This window comes from Desulfosarcina alkanivorans, from assembly GCF_009688945.1.
GTDB lineage: Bacteria > Desulfobacterota > Desulfobacteria > Desulfobacterales > Desulfosarcinaceae > Desulfosarcina > Desulfosarcina alkanivorans.
This window is the reverse complement of record NZ_AP021874.1, coordinates 2611290-2631244: the sequence shown is the minus strand read 5'-3', so window position 1 is coordinate 2631244 and position 19955 is coordinate 2611290. Positions and strand designations below refer to the sequence as shown.

Annotated in this window: 16 protein-coding genes; 10 read left to right on the top strand and 6 right to left on the bottom strand. The window is 54.0% G+C overall.

Annotation, left to right across the window (positions count from 1 at the left end; all coding sequences use genetic code 11):
- Window positions 1–76: 76 nt before the first annotated feature.
- From DSCA_RS11545 to DSCA_RS11520, 6 genes are all read right to left on the bottom strand, one after another.
- Window positions 77–970, bottom strand: coding sequence for an SPFH domain-containing protein (locus DSCA_RS11545; RefSeq protein WP_155316581.1), 894 nt, complete (start codon window positions 968–970; stop codon window positions 77–79).
- Complete coding sequence (locus tag DSCA_RS11540; RefSeq protein ID WP_155316580.1) at window positions 970–2979, bottom strand: SPFH domain-containing protein; 2010 nt, start codon at window positions 2977–2979, stop codon at window positions 970–972. The genes DSCA_RS11545 and DSCA_RS11540 overlap by 1 nt, the downstream gene beginning before the upstream one ends.
- On the bottom strand, window positions 2976–4850 hold the full coding sequence (locus DSCA_RS11535) for a heavy metal translocating P-type ATPase (protein WP_155316579.1): 1875 nt from the start codon (window positions 4848–4850) through the stop codon (window positions 2976–2978). Before DSCA_RS11535 ends, DSCA_RS11540 begins: the two co-directional genes overlap by 4 nt.
- 341 nt (window positions 4851–5191) lie before the next feature.
- On the bottom strand, window positions 5192–5758 hold the full coding sequence (locus tag DSCA_RS11530; protein ID WP_155316578.1) for a hypothetical protein: 567 nt from the start codon (window positions 5756–5758) through the stop codon (window positions 5192–5194).
- A 33-nt stretch (window positions 5759–5791) separates the two neighbouring features.
- Complete coding sequence (locus tag DSCA_RS11525) at window positions 5792–6196, bottom strand: PilZ domain-containing protein (RefSeq protein WP_155316577.1); 405 nt, start codon at window positions 6194–6196, stop codon at window positions 5792–5794.
- A 636-nt stretch (window positions 6197–6832) separates the two neighbouring features.
- Entirely contained in the window at window positions 6833–7528 is a 696-nt protein-coding gene (locus DSCA_RS11520; protein WP_155316576.1) for a LuxR C-terminal-related transcriptional regulator, read from the bottom strand.
- Window positions 7529–8213: 685 nt separating this feature from the next.
- On the opposite strand from DSCA_RS11520, the gene DSCA_RS11515 reads away from it, so the two are divergent.
- From DSCA_RS11515 to DSCA_RS11470, 10 genes are all read left to right on the top strand, one after another.
- The gene (locus DSCA_RS11515; protein WP_155316575.1) at window positions 8214–8582 is read left to right on the top strand and encodes a helix-turn-helix domain-containing protein; all 369 of its coding nucleotides are present in this window, start codon (window positions 8214–8216) and stop codon (window positions 8580–8582) included.
- Between the two features lie 345 nt (window positions 8583–8927).
- Window positions 8928–10013 carry a GDP-mannose 4,6-dehydratase gene (gene gmd / locus DSCA_RS11510; RefSeq protein ID WP_155316574.1) on the top strand — a complete coding sequence of 362 codons (1086 nt, stop codon included), beginning with the start codon at window positions 8928–8930 and terminating at the stop codon, window positions 10011–10013.
- A gap of 50 nt (window positions 10014–10063) precedes the next feature.
- Window positions 10064–10441, top strand: coding sequence for a four helix bundle protein (locus tag DSCA_RS11505; RefSeq protein WP_155316573.1), 378 nt, complete (start codon window positions 10064–10066; stop codon window positions 10439–10441).
- A gap of 104 nt (window positions 10442–10545) precedes the next feature.
- Entirely contained in the window at window positions 10546–11700 is a 1155-nt protein-coding gene (locus tag DSCA_RS11500; RefSeq protein ID WP_155316572.1) for a GDP-L-fucose synthase family protein, read from the top strand.
- Window positions 11701–11981: 281 nt separating this feature from the next.
- Window positions 11982–12590, top strand: coding sequence for an adenylyl-sulfate kinase (cysC, locus tag DSCA_RS11495; protein WP_155316571.1), 609 nt, complete (start codon window positions 11982–11984; stop codon window positions 12588–12590).
- Between the two features lie 263 nt (window positions 12591–12853).
- A complete protein-coding gene (locus tag DSCA_RS11490) occupies window positions 12854–14410 on the top strand; it encodes an oligosaccharide flippase family protein (protein WP_155316570.1) in 1557 nt (518 codons plus the stop codon).
- A 44-nt stretch (window positions 14411–14454) separates the two neighbouring features.
- Complete coding sequence (locus tag DSCA_RS11485) at window positions 14455–15696, top strand: glycosyltransferase family 4 protein (RefSeq protein WP_155316569.1); 1242 nt, start codon at window positions 14455–14457, stop codon at window positions 15694–15696.
- Entirely contained in the window at window positions 15693–17075 is a 1383-nt protein-coding gene (locus DSCA_RS11480; protein ID WP_155316568.1) for an O-antigen ligase family protein, read from the top strand. The genes DSCA_RS11485 and DSCA_RS11480 overlap by 4 nt, the downstream gene beginning before the upstream one ends.
- Window positions 17053–17892 (top strand): sulfotransferase family 2 domain-containing protein, encoded by an 840-nt coding sequence (locus DSCA_RS11475; protein ID WP_155316567.1) that lies wholly within the window; start codon window positions 17053–17055, stop codon window positions 17890–17892. The genes DSCA_RS11480 and DSCA_RS11475 overlap by 23 nt, the downstream gene beginning before the upstream one ends.
- Window positions 17865–19913 carry a carbohydrate-binding domain-containing protein gene (locus DSCA_RS11470; RefSeq protein ID WP_167527727.1) on the top strand — a complete coding sequence of 683 codons (2049 nt, stop codon included), beginning with the start codon at window positions 17865–17867 and terminating at the stop codon, window positions 19911–19913. The genes DSCA_RS11475 and DSCA_RS11470 overlap by 28 nt, the downstream gene beginning before the upstream one ends.
- Window positions 19914–19955 lie beyond the last annotated feature (42 nt).

The following is a 19955-nucleotide window of genomic DNA, read 5'->3' as shown; positions in this document are numbered from 1 at the left end:
CATCACGTGGTCCAGATAAGAAGTGGCCGGTTTTTTTGAGGGTTGTGAATCGTACACAGGGGCGAGTCGCTTTCCGTTATTTTTTTAGCAGTTCGAAGGGCTCCGAATCGGTGTCCAGAACAAACGTGGTGTTGGTTTCGAGGCTTTTTTCCAGTGCCTCCAGCTTTCGCAGGAACAGGGCGAACTCCGGATCCTTGTTATACTCGGCATAATACTGCGCCGCCGCCGCGTCCCCCTGGGCGCGGATGTTCTGGGCGACCCGGTCCGCGAAAGCGAGTATCCGCTGCTTATCGCTGTTGGTTTCGGCGGTGATGCCCTGGGCGATGGCCTTGCCCTCGGATCGGGCGTTCTGGGCGAACCGCTGGCGCGTCTGTTTCATGCGCGAGAAGACGGAACGCGTGATCCGCTCGGGCAGAAGAATGCGGCTGATGTCCATGTCCACCACCTCGATGCCGCAGGCGTGTCCGTCAAGATCCGATCGCATACGCGCAAACAGGGCTTGCTGGACGTCATCGAGCCGGAGTTTCTGCGGATCGGCGTTGGTCAGGTCGTCGAAGGAAAACCGGCTGATTTCGGCTTTGGTGGCCCGCAGGCGTTCCTTCAGGAAGTCCTCGGCCTCCAGGTTGGAGCGGAACATGCGGTGAAACCGCAGGGGGTCGTCGATGCGCCACACGGCAAAGGCCTTGGCGATCACGACCTGACGGTCCCTGGTTTCCTGCTGTTCCAGGCGATCCTCGATCACGAAGTAACGGCGGTCCATGCGATAGACCGTCTGGATCGGCCAGGGCCATTTCAGGTGAAGACCGGCCTGGTCGCCGTTCCGGTTGATCACCGACTGCTCGGTGGCCCGGCCGAAGGTGGTCACCAGCACAACCTCATCGAAGTTTACCTGGTAGGTGAACAGCATGCCGAGGAAGAACGATGACAGAACGATCCCAATGGTAAATTTCATGATTCGGTGGGTCAGCATTATCTCATCCCGATTTCATCCGGCATCAGGTTCATGCCCATCCCCTGCTCGCCGATGCCCATGCGAACAATGGTATTGTCGGTGCCGCCGAGGAGAACGACTTTCCTGTTTTTCGCCAGGCCTTTCTCGAGGGTCGAAAAATAGGTATCGTAGCGGTAATTTCGGGGCGAGGCTTCATAGGCGCGCAGCTGCTGGACAAACCGCTCGGTGGTCCCCCGTTCCCGGTTTTCCCGGGTAAAACGATAGGACTTGGCTTCCGCGAGGCGCTGAGACACCGCGCCTCCGGCATCATGCAGCAACGCATCGTAATCCGTCACTGCCGCCGCCTCCTTCTGGAAATCGACCTGGTCGGCCAGGGATGCCAGCCGGTAGAACGTTTTGACCGAACCGGTGGCCTCCACCCGAGTCCGAATGGCGGTTTGGCGTGCCTGCTGGATGCGGGTCTCCTTTTCCTGCATGGCCACGACGGTGGCCTCGAAATCGTCGGCCACCTCCACCGGCGGGTGTGCGGCGGTGATGGCGACATGAACGATCTTGATGCCTAACTCGCGTTTGTCGCAGGCATCCTGCAGTGCATGCCGGATATCGTCGACCAGGTCGAGGCGTGCCTCGGTAAACAGGGCATCGATGTCGTAGCGGTAGATCAGCCGTGTCGCCCGGGTTTCCGCCATTTTTCGCAGCAGCGATTCCGGTGCGGCGGAGGTGTTCACATAGGCGATCAGATTGTCGATCGCATACTGGATGTGAACATCGGCGGCGGCCAGCGATACGGACGGCACTTTGCGGATGTCCGCTTTGCGCAGCTGCCCATCCACGGCGGTGCGGTTCCTGTCCAGGGGAGAAGAGCAGATCAGCAGTTCGTCGATGTCGATGCCGTGCATGTTGGTCCATAAAATGGGAACCCCTTTCCGGTAGACGCCGCCCCCCGTGCGGCCCGGTTTGTGGGAGCCCACGTGAATGCTGCGGACGGCGCCGACGTCGTATCGACGGACGGACGCCAGGGGCCAGGGGAGCTTGAGATGCAGGCCGGGCTGGAGCGGCTGCGGGACGAGGCGGCCCAGGTTCAAAACGACGGCCTGCTCGTGGGGCGGGACGATCACGATGCAGGAGAGGCCTGCAATCGAACCGGCCGTGACCCAAACCGTGGGCAGGATCAGTGATTGAACGACCCTGCCAAAGGATGTCCGCGTGATGTCGAAGCCGAAGACGCCTTCCAGCATGGCGGCAAAGGTATGGCCGATCCGGTCCGGCTGGGAGAGTCCTTCGAGGAGATAAAAATCGAAGGCGGGACGCGGCAGGGCGTTGGGCCTGCGCGGCGAGAACAGGCGCAGGCCCATGGAGAGGAGGATTTCCGCGGCCAGCAGGGTGTTGACAACAACGAACCCCCAACCGACGATTGTCGCTATTTTACTGAATCCGAAATGATCGCCGCAGGCCCCTGCCAGCAGGCCGACAAACAGGCCGGCAACAAGGTTGGTGATGTTGCGCCCGCTTTTCAGCAGGTGCCAGGTTCTGGCCGCCATCAGGCCGGTCACATACACGGAAAGCACGATCAGGAGCAGGGCCGTGATGGAATAGGCCGCCACGAGCAGCAGGCTGCTCGTGGACGCGGCTGCCGTTGCAGACGGCGGCACAGCCAGGCCTGAACGGAAACTCTGGGCGAGCAGAAGGGCCGCTCCCAACTCCATGACGGGTACGATAAATCGGTAATAGAAACGATGCACGCCGCGGATGCGGCGTTTGCCGGATTCGGTCGATTGTGAATCGGCCGGTTCATGCCCGTCGGGGATTTCTGCGTGGCGGGAATCCCGGGCCAGCAGCAGATAGGAGGCCAGCAGGTGGCCCCAGACAATCGTTCCGGCAAGGCACGGCCAGAGTACATGCCAGGCGATGGTGCCGGCATGCAGCCGCGTAATCCAGGCGAGCAGGCCGGCCAGGGCCGTACAGGTGAGCAATCCCGTCAGGCTGTGGACGGCGCCGCGGCCGAGCAGTTTCCGTCCTTCGTTCATGAAAGGTCCTCTCCCACGCGCAGCAGGCGGGCGGAGTTGAAAACGACAAACAGGGAACTGGATGTGTGCAGGACCGCCGCCAGCACCGGAGGGATGGACCCCGCCGCACTCAACCCGAACAGCGCCAGAATGAAAAGGGTGCTGAAAATGAGATTCTGGCGGATGGTGGCGACGACGCGATGGGAGAGTTCCAGTACAAACGGAATGCGGTCCAGCTGGTCGTTCATCAGGATGATTCCGGCGGAATGAATGGCCACATCGCTGCCCGCGGCGCCCATGGCAATGGAGACATCCCCGGCGGCCAGGGCCGGCGCATCGTTGACCCCGTCTCCCACCACGCCCACAACGCGGCCCTCCCGGCGTGCCGCTTCCACTCGGGCCATTTTATGGCTGGGCATGACCTCGGATTCAACCTCGCAAGACAGGTGTGCGGCGATCCTATCGGCGGCGGACCGCCGGTCCCCGGTCAGCATGACCACCTGACCTACCGACTGGGATCGCAGGTCCTCGATGACGGCTTTGGCATCCGGCCGCACCGTATCGGCCAGGTGAAGGGTTCCGATCCACTGGTTGTCCTGGGCGACATGCAGGCTGGTGGTTCCGTCTCCATCCGCAGATTCCATAATTCCCATCGGACACCGCTTTTCGATCCAGCGTCTGCGTCCGATGGCCATGCTGCTGCCGTTGAGTTTTCCTTGAATGCCGAAGCCGGGGGTTTCCCCCACATCGACTGCTGCCGATGGCTCGATATTTCTCAGGCGGGCTTCGGCCATGACCGCTTTGGCGACCGGATGGGTCGAGTATTGTTCGAGGCTGGCGGTCAGGGCCACCAGTTCATCTTCGCTGACCCTGCCGTTGACGCTGATGGATGCCACCGTGAGCCGGCCCGTGGTGAGGGTGCCGGTCTTGTCGAAGATCAGGGTGTCGATGCGGTTGGCGACCTCCAGAAAGTGAAGGTTCTTGATGATGACGCCCAGCCGGGCGGAAGCGCTCAACGCGGCCACGAAGGCGGTCGGCGTGGAGAGAATGATCGTGCAGGGGCAGGCCACGATCAGCATGGCGACGGCGCGATTGAGGTCGCGGGTGAAAAAGAGCACGATGGCCGCACACATCAGCACAATGGGCGTATACCAGGAGACGTATCGGTCGATCAGCCGTGACACCGGGGTGCGGTTTGCTTCGGCCTGGGCGATCAGGGTCTGGATTCTGGCCAGGGTCGTGTCGCCCGTTTCCACGGTGATGCGGATGGTGAGCAATCCGGTCTGGTTGAGCGTCCCGCCGAAAACCCGGTCGCCGGCCTGTTTTTCAACGGGCAGGGACTCTCCGGTGATCGTGGCCTGATCGACGGTGCTGTACCCCTCCATGACGGTACCGTCCCCCGGTATCTGGTCCCCTGCCCGGACCCGGACCACATCACCGGCGGAGAGCTCGGCGGCATCGATCTCTTCAAAAGCGTTTTCCCGTTGGACCCATGCCCGCTGAGGAGCCAGTCGAAGCAGGGCCTCGAGGTTCTTGCGGGCGCCCAACTGCGACCGGTATTCGATCAACTGGGCGCCCACCAGGAAGAAGGCGATCAGTGCGGCGGTCTGATACTGGGTGCTTCCCAGGGACACGACGAAGCTGAGCGCGGCCAGTTCGTTCATTTCAAGCCGGTCACGCCACAAATCCTTCAGGGCGTTGTAAACCAGAGGGGCGCCCAGCAAAATAGCCGCAGACAGCGATACCAGCGCGGCCAGTTCAACCTGATCCAACACCCACGCGGAAAGATAGGATACGCCCAGGAGAAGTCCGCCGAGCAGGCATGCCCCCAGCTGCAGGCGAAAATTTGCGCTGTCCGCCTGCATCATTTCCCGAACAAATCCATGAGCCATGTTTCGAAGCACCTTCCTGCGGTCAACCCCGTTGCTGCTATAACGACAAGGCAATAGAGCGGATACACCGATTGTCCGGCATCGATGTGGATCGGTTAGGAAAACAGAAATATATGAGGATTGTGTTAGGGGCTTGTCAGGAATGTGTTCGGGGGCAACGAACCCTGTTCAGGGTTTCCGGTTTGGGGTCTGTGGTCTTCGAACTGCGTTCGGGGTTCAAAGTTCAACGAACTCCGTTCGGAGTCCTCGGTTCACGGTACACAGTTCCCGGATCACAGTTCAAAGTGCGAAGACCGGAGGGCGGTGGAGCTGTCAGCCGTGAACCGGGAACTGTGTACTTTCTATCTTTCAGCTTTCAGCTTCCTCCGTGTCCCCATCACCGCCACCAGGCCGCTGGCCAGCAGCAGGGCCGCGCCGGGAATGGGGGTCGGCACCGGATTGGTCTCCGTGGGCCGCATCAGGATGGCCACCAGGACATCAAGATCCAGATCACCCAGGGTGAGCGTGTCCATGGTGAACATCCAGAAGTGGTCCAGGTCCGCAACACATTCGTTAAAGAGAAAATAAAAAGGGTCAAAGGGCCCATTGCCGTAGATGGCCGTGGGGCGGAAGGAGAAGGCGTCGTGAAGGCCTCTCCCGTGCCGGCCCTGCATCCGGTCGCCTTCAACCGTCAGGGCGTTGGCAAATCCGTACCGGCCCCAGATGCTGAAGACCGCTGCCTGGGGCTGGAAAATGTCCTGATCGATGCCCCTGAGGTAAGTGTCCCAATCCAGTCCGTCCCAGACGTCGACCAGGTCGGCATCGTCGAAGACCGGGCCGCTGTTGTCGTGCAGGTTGACCAGGCACGCGCATGCCGGGCCGGTGAACCATAACAGTCCGATGGTCAGCAGCAATACGATCTTTTTCATGTCTCTTCTCCTTTTTGTATGATGGTCGGTGGGCTATGCAACGGCCCGATCGGGTTGCCCGGTGGCCATGGCTTCCCATTGTTCAAGCCACCGCAAAACGGCCCGGTACTGTTCCCACAGGTGTGAGGTGCGCACAATGCGGTAGTCCTCGCCGAAGGTAACGCCCATTTCGTCGGTCCCGGCACGCACGACCCTGCCGCTCAGGCGGATGCAGCTGCCGCCGCCGACGCCACTGAGCCGTCCGCTGCGTTGGACCAGCAGGTTGCATTGAACACGAATGCCGGGCGGCAGCGGACCGTCGGTTTCAACCAATGCGCCGCCGGTGCTGACGTTGCGGGTCATCGTTTGAACCAGCAGTTCTTCGCGGGTGTCGCTCCAGTGGTGGATCAGGCAAGGCAATCGCAGCGTGAATCGTCTCATTTGCCGGCGTTCTTCCATGTTACGCTCCTGTTCGAAATCGTCCCCTGTTACGAAAAAAAGCCCGGGAATGCTGCTTCTGCAGCCTCCTCGGGCTTTCTGATGCCTGCACAGGGCAAGTCAGCAAAGGACCTCAAGAGTACCCCGGAGCACTTACCGGTACTGGCGATAATCAACCACACCCGGCCGGGACATGATATCCGGCCGGGGTATGAAAAATTTCTTAATTTCGGGCAGGCGGGAGCTTAGAAAGGTATTAGGCCTGCAGGGCAGGAGGTATTAGTTGGTGTTCATCCACAAATGGTTATTTTGCCCGATATCTGTGTTATGCGAAAAACTTAATCCTCGGAATATCAACCATATGCCTGCGGTTAAATTTTTCGCATGCCTTGATCTCGACCAAAATTCCTCATTTCTGGATCGACACTATCTGGCGAATTCGTAAAAAGGCCTATTTATTCGGTCCAGAAAACCAGGTCCTCTGGGCCAGGTCGGAGATAATTGGCTCTGCCGTAATCGTCGTATAGGAATTCAGGCGTCAGAATCCAGAACTCAGAATATGGTTTTCGCCTTCGGCTCATTCGATCTCTTTCAAAAGACGGAGCGAAGCGACATCAAAAGAAACGTCGTAGTGATTTTCAGGTCATGTCCGGGGGATTACAGATAGCGGGCCACCCACAAGGTGGCTTCCAGGCGGTTGCCGACGCCGATTTTTTTGTAGATGTTGTAGAGGTGGGCTTTGACGGTGTGGGGGCTGATGAAGCATTCCACCGCGATGTCGTTGTTGCTGGCGCCGGAGGCGATGGCGCCCAGTATCTCCTTTTCGCGGGCGGTCAGCATGGCCTCGGCGGCCACGATGCCGGGGCGGCGGAAATGGGACTCCATGAGGATGGTCGAGGTGGTTTTGCGGGAGAACCACAGTTCGTCCTGAAGAATCATTTTCACCCCCTTCAGGAAGCGGTCCAGGGACTCATCCTGGTAGAAAATGCCGCGGATGCCCCTTTCGATGGCCTGGCGCTCGAAGGCGATGTCGGCGCCGGGCGTGATATTGAACAGGGCGACCGCCTGGCGGGCGGGGTCGGGCTGGTCGTCCAGCCGCAGTCTGGCCCAGACCTCCCTGGCGTTCAGTGCATACCCGTCCCACAGGACCAGATCCCGCGGCTGTGCGCCGCTTCCCGCTTTCCGGTGGCGTGCGTCCATCATGTCAACCCGGCAGTCCCGGCCCAGTCCCGTCTCGAGGATCGACTTGAGCATCCGGTTCTGAAAGGTGTTGTGCCCCGCCAGGCCGATCTGCCGAAGGCCGTCCTTTTGCGTAATGCACACGGGCGGTGCGGTTGCGGTTTCAGGTGGCATGGCGGTGGTATCCCGGGAATGAATGGGTGGACATAACGCTGATGTCGGATAAGCCGGCCATCGATGGTCGGACGCCGGATGACAGTATCGTAAAAGGCTTTTTCAGGCCGCAAACGGCCATATTCCCTGAATCAGCAGAAAAACGGCCCTGTCTGGATCAACGATTCCTCAATCGCGTACAGCCTTATCAATTCACTCACACTAAAGCGTGTTTGTTAGAATTTCATTAGCCGCCGTGAGGCCTGGCACCTGAATCGTGCCCATCTATTCTCATCTGAAATCCAAAAACTAAAAAGTCGGTAATCCCTTTTGGTTAGGTTGTTTTTCGCGGCTTCGGCCTGCAGCTTCAGATCGAGTGAAAAATGTCTGATTGCTTATTAAAAACAGAGGCATATAGTTGCTCTTCCTGAGGTTTGACATCGGATCGATAATCATTGTTGGGGTTATTGAAATCCTAACCCGACCATAACCCGGCGCTAACATAAAGACAGTAAAACGCCGTGACTTCGCTTACGGATTTCTCCGCTTTAGAAAGGTCCAACAGCGAAGTTTTATATTTTCGATCCAGTCAATCCCATCCACTCGATAATCGAATCGCCACGCTGGTATGTAACCCAGGCGGCGGAGCTATAGGAAGCAAACGATATCATCAAGGTGCTTGCCCTCGGCATATAATTGAGCCTCCATGATGAACCGATCCTTTAAATACCAGACCATCGTACACCGCGGTCATCCTGCCTTCGTCCTGGTTCCCTGGGAGGACTGGAACCACATCAAACATATCCTGAAGCTGGAAAAGGCGCGAGCGTCTGGTATTCCCCAACAGGTTGTCGAGGCGCATGTGAACAATAACGAGTCGCTGATCAAAGCGTGGCGCGAATACCTTGGCCTGACACAAAAGGAACTGGCCGAACGCATGGGGATGTCCCAGGCGGCCGTGGCCAAATTCGAACGGCCCGGTGCCCGGCTGCGGGATTCGACCATCAGAAAACTCGCCGTCGCTTTCAAACTGGAAGATAGACAATTGATGGCCATAAAGCTGATGGAAGAGTAGGCGGTGAGCGAAAAAGCTGTTGGTTGGTTTTATTTGTTGTATTGGTTTTGAGGGCTAAGTGCTAAGTAGTTTTAGGTTTTAGGTCGAGGGTGGGGATCGTTTTCCGAACTGCGTTCGGGTTCCGGGTTCTGAGTTCTCGGTTCCCAGTTCACTGATCACCGTTCACTGATCACCGTTTCTGGTTGAAGGATAAACGGCCTTCTGGTTTCCATGCTTTCAGCTTTTCTCGCTTTCAGCTTTTCTCGCTTTCAGCTTTGAACTGGGCCTTCGAATCCAACAAAGATATTTTTAATTAAAAGCCAAAAGCAGACTTGACCCCTCTTTATTCGAACCCAACGGACACCCATGAAAAAAGCACTCATCACCGGCATCACCGGACAGGACGGCGCCTACCTCGCGGAACTGCTGCTGGCCAAGGGCTACGAAGTCCATGGCATCAAACGCAGGGCGTCGTCGTTCAACACGGACCGCATCGATCATCTCTATAAGGACCCCCACGAACAGGACCGGGACATGATCCTGCATTACGGGGATCTCACCGACGCCAGCAACCTGATCCGGGTGCTGCAGCAGGTGCAGCCGGACGAAGTATACAACCTGGCCGCCCAGAGCCACGTGCAGGTCTCTTTCGAAACCCCCGAGTACACGGCGGATGTGGATGCCCTGGGCGCCATGCGCCTGCTCGAAGGCATCCGCCTGCTGGGGCTGGAGAAGAAAACCCGGTTCTACCAGGCCTCGACATCGGAGTTGTTCGGTCTGGTCCAGGAGAGCCCCCAGAACGAGAAGACCCCGTTCTACCCCCGGTCGCCATATGCCTGCGCCAAATTGTACGCCTACTGGATCACGGTGAACTATCGCGAGGCCTATGGCATTTATGCCTGCAACGGCATCCTGTTCAACCACGAGTCCCCCCTGCGCGGAGAAACCTTCGTCACCCGAAAGATCACCCGTGCCCTGGCGCGCATCTACCTGGGGCTGCAGGACTGCCTCTACCTGGGCAACCTGGACGCCCTTCGCGACTGGGGCCACGCCCGGGATTACGTCCGCATGCAGTGGCTCATGCTGCAGCAGGAACAGCCGGATGATTTCGTGATCGCCAGCGGCGAACAGCACTCGGTCCGGGACTTCGTCGACGCGGCCGCCCGGGAACTGGGCCTGGCCATTGACTGGCAGGGCGAGGGCATCGATGAAAAGGGCATCAACCCGGCCAACGGGAAAACCGTCGTGGCCGTCGATCCCGCCTATTTCCGGCCCACCGAAGTGGAGACCCTGCTCGGCGATCCGGCCAAGGCCAAAGAGAAGCTGGGGTGGACGCCCGACATCAGTTTCGAGGAACTGGTCAGGGAGATGGTCCGGCTCGATCTGGAGGAGGCCAAACGCGACGAACTCGTGGAGCGGGCGGGGTTTCGGGTGAATCATCATCAGGAGTGACTGAGATTGAAGGACTGAGGACTGAGTGCTGAGGACTGAGGGAAGTGGCTATGGGGCGTGTAGAAAAATTTGAAGATTTGATTGCCTGGCAAAAGGCGCGAGAGTTGACGAAACAGATATACTTGTGCACTGCGGAAGGCGCCTTTGCAAAAGATTTTGGTCTCAGGGACCAGATAAGACGGGCCAGCGTTTCAGTAATGTCCAATATTGCTGAAGGCTTTGAACGCGGAAGCCGCGCCGAATTTCATCATTTTCTGGTGATTGCCAAGGGATCCTGTGCCGAAGTTCGCTCTCAGCTGTATATAGCCAAAGATGTAGATTATCTATCTGACAGTGAATGTAAAAAACTTATGGATCTCGCCACAGAGGTCTCAAGAATCATCGGCGGCCTCAGGGCTTCCATCCAAAAACAACGCGACGCCAGATAATGACGAATTCCGATCAAATAAATCAGTCCTCAGCACCCAGCCCTCAGTCCTCCTCGGGAACCGAGGATCCTCAGTCCTCAGCACTCAGCACGCGATCTTTTGGCATGCAAAAGAACGCCCGCATTTTTATTGCCGGCCACGCCGGCCTGGTCGGATCGGCCCTGGTGCGCAGGCTTGAATCGGCAGGGTACACGCGGATCATCACCCGCACCCGGTCCGAGCTGGACCTGTTGGATCAGGAGGCCGTTGCCGATTTTTTCCAGGCGGAAAAACCGGCGTATGTGTTTCTGGCCGCGGCAAAGGTGGGGGGCATCCATGCCAACAACACTTTTCCGGCCGAGTTTATCTATCAGAACATGGCCATACAGAACCATGTGATCCACCAGAGCTATGTCCACGGGGTAAAACGGCTGCTGTTTCTGGGCAGTTCGTGCATCTACCCCAAGCTGGCCCCCCAGCCCATGAAAGAGGAGCACCTGCTCACCGGCCTGCTGGAGCCGACCAACGAGCCCTATGCCATCGCCAAGATCGCCGGCATCAAGATGTGCGAATCCTACAACCGGCAGTACGGCACGCGCTTCATGGCGGTGATGCCCACCAACCTGTACGGCACCAACGACAATTTCAACCTCGAAAATTCCCACGTGCTGCCGGCCCTGATCCGCAAGTTTCACCTGACCAGGCTGGCGGCAAATGGCGACATTGAGGGGATCCAAAGAGACGAGGCCTGCTTCGGCCCCATTCCCCATGACATCAAGCATTCTTTAACCTCAGTCCTCAGTCCTCAGCCCTCGCCCGGAACGGGCGCCACTCAGTCCCCAGTCCTCAGTCCTCAGTCCTCCTCGGGAACCGAGGCCACTCAGTCCCCAGCACTCAGTCCTCAGCACTCCGTTGTCGTCTGGGGAACCGGATCACCCAAACGGGAGTTCCTGCATGTGGACGACATGGCCGATGCCTGCGTGCACGTCATGAACCTGGACGACAAGACTGCCGACAGGGAACTGCTGAACTACCCGACGCCCTGCTTCGTCAACGTGGGCTCGGGCGTCGACGGTACCATCCGCCAACTGGCGGAGGTTATTCAAGAGGTGGTCGGTTTCAAGGGAGAGGTCGTGTTCGATGCGTCCAAACCGGACGGCACCCCGCAGAAACTGCTGGATGTGTCACGGCTGGCCCACCTGGGCTGGCGGTCAAAAATCAGCCTGAAAGAGGGAATCCGGCAGGCGTATGAATGGTATTTAAAAAGTGCTGAGAGATGAGTTCTGGTCTCTGGTCTCTGGTCTCTGGTTTGTGGTTTATGGTTGAAGGATAAACAGTCTTTTTGAGTTCCGAGCTTTGAGCTTTCAGCCCATTGCCCATAGCCTATAGCCTACAGCCTTGAGGTATTATCTAAAACCTAAAACCGTCTGTTATCCCGTTCACCGTTAACGGTTTTTTGTTAACAGTTCCACGCCCTATGCTCTTCCGGGCTTTGAGCTTATTCCTTATTCGACCCCAAATCCCATAACACACGCAAGACACCTAAAGAGGTTGGGCCACCATGGATGCTGCCCCGAACATCGTCCCCTTCGACCCGATCATCACCCAGCAGGACCGTCACATAATGAACGCCCACAAGAGCGGGTTGGTCTGGTTTTCCGGACTTTCCGGTAGCGGCAAGTCGACCCTGGCCCATCAGGTCGAGGCCAAATTATACCAAAAGGGCATCCGCAGCTATGTGCTGGACGGCGACAATGTGAGGAGCGGGCTGAACAGCGAACTGGATCTCAGCCCCGAGGGCTGCAGGGAAAATGTGCGGCGCATCGCCGAAGTGGCCAAGCTGATGGTGGATGCCGGCATCCTTGTGTTTGCTGCATTCATTGCACCCTATGAAGAGAGCCGGCGGTTCGTGCGGGAGTTGATGGCCGGGTGGTCCTATTTCGAGTGCTATGTCAAATGTTCGCTCGAAGTCTGCGAGCAGCGCGACCCCAAGGGGCTCTATCGCCGTGCCCGGCAGGGCGAGATCAGGAACATGACCGGCATCTCGGCGCCTTTCGAAGAACCTGCGAATCCGGATCTGGTGGTAGAAACCGACCAGTACGTACTGGACGCCTGTGTCGAACGGGTTGTTGATTTTTTGAATCAGCAGCGGTTGATTATTTTGCGGTGAATGTGTCTGGTGGTAAGCTGATAGCTCATAGCCTACAGTCTACAGCTTTCAGCCCAAGGCGCGTGAAACGTTTAGATCGTTTAGAACGTGAAACGCAAAAACCACGATCCCAACGTTCAACGGACCCAACGCTCCCAACGATAATAACAGCCCTGAGACCATGTTTGTTCCGGAAGGAACGGTCATCGATGGCGAGGTTTTTAAATTGGCGGAAAAAAGGGTGTGTTGGTGGTGCCAAAAATACAGAAAATTAAATATTAAGAATGTCCACAAAATCTATGTCAAACCAATTCAACGTTCTGAAAAACAGTACCTCTATTTTCTTCGCATGGTTGACACCCATAGCAGTTCAGTTCCTGGCCATTCCGTTTATTGTAAACCGGCTTGGAAATGACCAGTATGGGATTTATACCCTTGGCCTGACAGTAATGGGGTATTTTGCCATCCTGGACATGAACATGGTCAAAGGGGGAATCCGCTATATCGCGGAGTTCAACGGAAAAGGGGACGACGAAAAGGTTAAGCAGGTAATTTCCTTCGGCTTCCTGGCCTATCTGGCGATCGGCATTCTGGGCTGCTCCCTGATCATGCTATCTGTCGATCCGGTGTTGATGCGGATGTTTAAGATACCTGCGAATTATACCGAAACGGCACGCATCGTGCTTTTTCTGACGGGGGGCGGGTTCCTGAGCAACATCCTGAAGAGCTACATGTTGTCCCTGCCCAAAGCCCTCCACCGGTTCGACATCAGCAACCAAACGGATGTGCTTTTCCAGGTCATTACCACACTGGCGACTGTGGTGCTGGTGTATGCCGGTTACGGCCTTCTTGAAATCGTTGCCCTGCGAATCGTCAGCAACCTGCTGTGCGTAATAGCGCTCATGGCCTCCGTCAAACGCTGCCTGCCCTATTTTCGTTTCACCATGGCGTTTGAAAAGGCCCTGATACGCAACATAGCATCATACAGCGTCATTACATTCATCGGACGGATAGGGACCGTCACCTCAAACCATTTTCATCTAATTGTCGTCGGCGCTATATTGGGGCCGGCTGCCGTAACCCTGTTCAGTGTGCCTCAGCAACTCGTAAGCCGCATCATGTCCCTGTCATCGCGGCTGTCCATGATGATTTTCCCAATCTCGAGTGAATTGGGGGCCAAGCGGGAAATTGAGAAACTTCACGTGATATATATCCGCATGAGCCGGTTCATGTTTTTCCTGAATATGATGCTCACGGTCGTCTTCGTGGCCTTTGCCCACGACATCCTTCTTATTTGGATGGGATCAGAATTTGCCGATCAGGCCTTCCGGGTTCTTGCGCTTATTGCCGTAGGTTTTCTTTTCGATCGTGTCACCATGATGCCGTCACTCGTCACCGAAGGACTGGACCACCCCATGGTGACCAGTGCCTTTGCTTTCATCAGGGGGGCGACGGCAATTGCACTCACATACGCTGGTGGTGTTCTGGTGGGGCTCGATGGTGTGGCCTGGGGCTTTCTTGCGTCCTCAGCCATCTGCTCCATCAGCTTCAATGTCTACGTTCATCGGATAACTATTAAACTTTCCATCGCGCGGGTATTGAAGGAAGCGTATTCGTTGACCTTTTTCTGTTCGCTTTTCATAACTGCCATTACCCTTGTCCTGAAAAAGGCCATGGCACTTGTGGACTCATTTTGGATCTCTTTGGCGTCTCAATCCCTGATTGTAAGCGTCCTATTTATGCTTTTGGGATATTTCGGCGTGTTAAATCAAGAAGAGCGATGGCGCCTGATGAATACCATGATGAAGAAAATTCCGTCGTCCAAATCTGTTCACTCGTAACGTGCGCACTCACTTTGAGAAAGGTGGGTGTGTCGTAGGATGATATGAAAATACTTTTTGCATGTGAACTGGTGCCTCATTCGTCCATGGGGGGGCTGGGTAAGCACGCCGTAATTCTTGCCAACCGCTTTATAGAGTTGGGGCATTCGGTGGACTTTTTATGCAATGCAGATGCTGCATCAGAAGAGAATGTGTTGGCCATGGGTTTCAAGGGACGTTTGATTTCGAAGCCTCATCTGCGCATTCACTGGTACGTCAGAAAGATCGAGAATCGAGCCGGTGTATACCTGGGGGCGTTTCATTTGGCCAAGGCAAAGCGAATCGCCCGGATGATAACCTCTATCGCTTCGAACTACGATGCCATCCATTACCATGGTCACTTCCCGCTCATAGCCCGGTATTTGCCGGAAACCATCAACCTGACCATCACCCACCATGACTACAGCCTGATTTGCATTCACAAGACCTTAATGAAAAATGGAGGCAATCCCTGTCGCATTGAATCAAGAGTGGCGCAGTGCAGCCAGTGTCATGGCCGGTTTTCCTACCCTTTGTTGAGATGGATAACCTTGGACGGGGTTAAAAAATGGCGCGGGAATGCGCGCCTTGCGATCGAACGCCATAAACACATTTTCGTTTCCCGGCGGCTCGCTGATGTCAATTTGGCTGTGCTGGGTTCGGTCGGCCACAATATCTCGGTGATCCATAATTTCATCGACTGCCGCAGGCTGCGGGAGATTATGGATGCATGTGATTCTGAACCCAGAAAAGGGAATAAAATTACTAGGGTGTTTCTGGCCAATTCAATTGACCCCCATAAGGGAATCGGCGTTTTTCTCGATGTATGCAGGCAGTACCGCATTTTTGACGGACCCATCCAGATCACCGTGGCAGGTTCGGGGCGCGATCTGGAAAGTTTGAAGGTCCGTTTCCGCGATGCGCCGGTCCGTTTTCTCGGATTCGTTCCCTACGAGGAATGCATCCGGCAGCATATAGTATCCGATGTTTTCGTGCTTTCTTCCATTTGTGAAGAGTCATGTTCGACCGGTGTTCTGGAGGCATTGTTTCTCTCGAAAGATGTGAGGGCCCTTAGACTGGGCGGCACCCCGGAGTTCGATTGCTATGTCGAATCTTCGAAACAGCTCAAACTGTTCGACACCTTGGACGAAATGGCCCTGTCATTCAAGACCGAGCCGGTATTCCGCTCTTCACATCGGCTGAATTCCTGTTTCGGTTCGTGCGTTGAAGACAGCGCCCACAAGCTTATGGATGTTTATCTGCAATGAGCATTACCTACGAATACTCATCCTTAGTGACCACACTGAGCTTTGTTCTGCTGGCGCTGATGTCTGTGCGCTACAGCTTTCAACCACAGAAAGCTGTCTTCTCCTATCTTTTTTTCTTGTTCATTTTTACCGGGAGTTTATACGGTGCAGAAGGCGCGAACTTGACCTTTTACACCCGCGGTACGGGTTTGATGCCTTTGTCGATAATCAATATTTATCTTCTCTTTCTGTTCGTTTACGCTGGTATTGCCACCCGGGTGATTGGTCCATACAAAAGTATCCCTGCCCCCAAATTGGTGACGGTCCCGCTTGTTTTGCTGACTATCCTCTTTATTCTCTATGCCGGTTTCGGCGTTCTCAAAGGGGTGGCGATCGAGAATGTGCTCTCGCGAAGGGGGCTGATTACCCTGCTTAACATGACCATATTGTACTACACCCTTAAATGGGTAATTGACTGTGATGTCAATTTGGACCTATTCGTGAAATTGCTCGTCAGCGTTGCCATCGCCATGGCGATATACGGATTGATTCGTTTTTTGCTGTTTGGGGGGGACCCGGCCAACTACTACGCCAACTTCGAGGGCAGTCGCAGCCGCTTGACCTTTTTCGATTACGGGCAGAGTGTCCTTTTTTTGGTCACCACCATCTGCCTTTATCTCGGGTCAGCCTATAAAAAAGGTTTTAAAAAGATCGTAGCATACTCAGGGAGCGGCATTCTTTTTGTCAATATCCTTTTTTCTTTTCGGCGTACTGCCCTGCTGGGGTTGATGTTTGTTGTCATCTGGCTGTTTTGTATTTCCAGCCTCAGGAAAAAAATGGCAATTGCGATCTTGTCCCTGCTTCTGATCGCAGTCAGTATCAATATTTTACAAACGCGTTTTCAAAATGACAAAAAAAAGCAGTCCATGACCAGTGACTTGGTAGCGAATGACGGCAGCTTTGACGTCAAGAAAAATCGGTTTGGTGAGATCTATCATGCCGTGGCAAAGACAAATGAAATAAACCCCTTTTTTGGCGCAGGGCCATGGGGTGTCAACTGTCCAAGAATTACACCTTGGAAGGAAACGGACTTTGTTCACAGTTCGTTGGGCCACATGTACGTCAAGATGGGTCTGGTTGGATTGTTGGTTTATGTTTGGTTGCTTGTTTCCTATGTGCTCTGGTGGGTTTTTGCCCGAAGAAAAAAATGGAAAAACGAGCGCATGAAAATTATCGGAGATGCCTTTTTTTGCGGTTTTTTGTTTGAGATTCCGGATTTGCTTTTCGGCACTCCCTTTATCATTTACCGCCATACACAGATTCTGGCCATTTTGCTGGTATTGCCGGGGATCTGTCAATATCTTGGAAACAAATTAGATGCATCCGTTTCTGCCAGATAAAAAAGTTGTTTTCCTCCATATCCCCAAGGCCGGTGGACAGACATTTTACCAGATTGTCAGAAAGAACATCCCTGAAAAAAACATTTTTCAGGTATCGTATAAGAATAACATCGAATCAATAGAGGCGTTCAAGAAGAGGGGGCCCAAAGAGAAGACATTGTGGGCGATGGGCCACATGGGTTTTGGCCTGCATCGATTTTTTGATGAGGACGCCATCTACGTGACCTTCCTTCGAGACCCGGTAAAGCGGGTCATCTCTTACTACAACTTTGTCTTGAGAAGGCCAGATCATTACCTCTATCCCGCAATCGTTACACCCTCAGGCGGGAAGATGTCCCTGGAAAAATTCGTTCTTACATGTCCTACAACGGAGATCCAGAATGGCCAGGTCCGGCTCCTCTCATCGTCCAACGGGGATGATAATTCCGAAAAGGAGTTGAATGAGGATGACTTGGCAAGGGCTATGGCGCACATGGAGAATCATTTCGCTATGGTCGGCATCTTGGAACTTTTCGACCTTTCGCTCCTGTTGATGAGGGAAAAAGGGCTTTTGGGCCGCATACATTACTCAAAGCGCAATACCGCCGGGAAAAAACATGAGGCGGTTTCCGAAAAAACTAAAACGATAATTCTTGAAAACAACCGGCTCGATAAGAAATTATACAATTGTTGGCTTGATAAGTTGTTGTGCAGCTTAGAAAATGATCCTGAACTCAAGAGATCTGTCGCTAAATTCGAAAGGTCGAATGGTCTTTTTGGAAAATGCAATATCAGAGGCATTATCGACAGATGGCAATGCATGATGGTGAATCGATAAAAGAAGCAGTTTTGGTTAAAGATAATAATCGGAATTGGATCATGCGTACCCCGCACTGCTATATTGTAATTATAATGGCTTTGTTCCTCATCGCCGCGATAAATCCAAGGTTGGCTTTCCCCGCCAATGACGTCCAGCAGGCCAAGGTAAATATACTGGGTATCAGCGGGGAGACCATATCCCCCAATATCATCGGAACGAATTTGTTTGTTATGAATGAAGCCGACATTGTTCGCGTCAACAGGTCCAACCGTTTGCTGATGTTCAATCCTGTTGACGGTTCAGTTTCGAATAATCCATTTATGGTTGAAAAATGCAGGAAGGTTCCAATTAAGCTTCTTAGGTATCCGGGGGCTCGTGACAGCGAAATGCATCATTGGCGTGATGCCATCGGAACATTTTTTGAAAGGCCTTTTGGGGAAGATGTCATAGGCAGGAAATACAGGCAGTTCTTCGGCACCATAGAACTGGCTCGATTTGCTAAGGCAATTGGTTCTGACATAATCATAACCGCCAACTACCAGACGGGAAGCATTGAGGAGGCAGCCAATTGGGTGGCCTTCTGCAACCTACCGGTTCCCCCAAAAATCGATCCTTCCTGGCAAATGTCCTCGTACAGCGAGCAACAGGAAATACGTCCAAACTACTTCGCATGGTTGAGAAGTGCTAATGGCCTTTTCGACCCCATTGACGTAGAGTTCTGGGAGATAGGAAACGAGAATTATTTTACCCGGGATTCGTCCTACATCGAAAGAGCTCATGCCTATGCAAAGGCCATGAAGGCCGTTGACCCCAAGATAAAAATCGGTGTGACCGGCGATCCACTAATGCGGTTTCGTGGAAAGCAGTTTGACAAGAACCCGTATCTTAATCCAGCATTAATTGATTTCATTGTCCTGCATGTATATGCCAAGCCTGATAGGCTGCCCCCCGTAACAAGACTTTTTTCGAACGCCTGCAGCGAACGCCAATTCCTAATAAATAAACCCGGCGATTACGAAATAATCATAAAAGCCGGGGGCACGTGTGCGCTTGGTTGCCCGGAGGTAGCTGTGGCTGTCGACAGGAAAACGGGAAAGCATATTGTCGATCCGAACAAGCCTGAGGAAATCTCCATTAAAAAGGCCCTGGCCAAGGGGGGGCATTCGATCCGATTGTGCTTTGTGAATGATAGGCTGATTCCAGGAGTTGGTGATCGAAACCTTTTTGTCGAAAGCGTAAAGATTAAAAATATACAATACGGCATTGATCGAGAGATCTGGAACTATGAGGGAATAGCCGACCAGTTTTTGGTTGCAAACAATTATCAAATTGAACGGCAAATCCAACGTATCCAGACAGTTTATCCTCATCAAACTGTGGCTATTACCGAAGCCAATACCCGCTTTGGCGATGGGAGAAAAATTGATATCGAAATGCACAAAAAAAATATGACATTAAAGTCTGCCCTATGGTATGCGGGATTGTTAAATACTTCGATTAGAAAGGGCGTGCCGATATTATGCCATTTTTCCCTGATTGGTAAACGGCTCGGATTTGGAATGATTAGACCGGATGATAGTGTTACGCCCCATTATAAAATTATGAAATTATACTCAGATCATTCTGGAAGTAGAAAAGTTAGACTGAATATTCAATCCAAGACATATCGTGTACCCCTTTTTGAAACTTCATTTTTGGCCAAAGGTGTTGATGAAATCAAATTTTTGGATGCCGTTTCAAGTTACTGCCTGGCAAATAAGGAAATTGTAATCACTGTGCTCAACAGACACCCAGACCAGTCAGTGGAAACCCTAATTTCTTTCCCGGATAGAGTCGTCATAGAGCCCACTGTGGAAGTGATTGAGTTGTTATCGCAAACCAGCATTAACGGAGGACCGTCACTTGGCTCCGGAAAGCAGGGCGAAGAAGTTGTTGAAAGACAGTTTACACTGGAAAACGGGCTCGAAAAACTGGTATTAAAACCCGCTTCTCTTGCACATATTTTTTGTAAAATCCTGAATCCTCAATCATTAAACTAGGATTTTTTGAGGTTCTTTCTGTAATTGATGAAGTAAAGAATT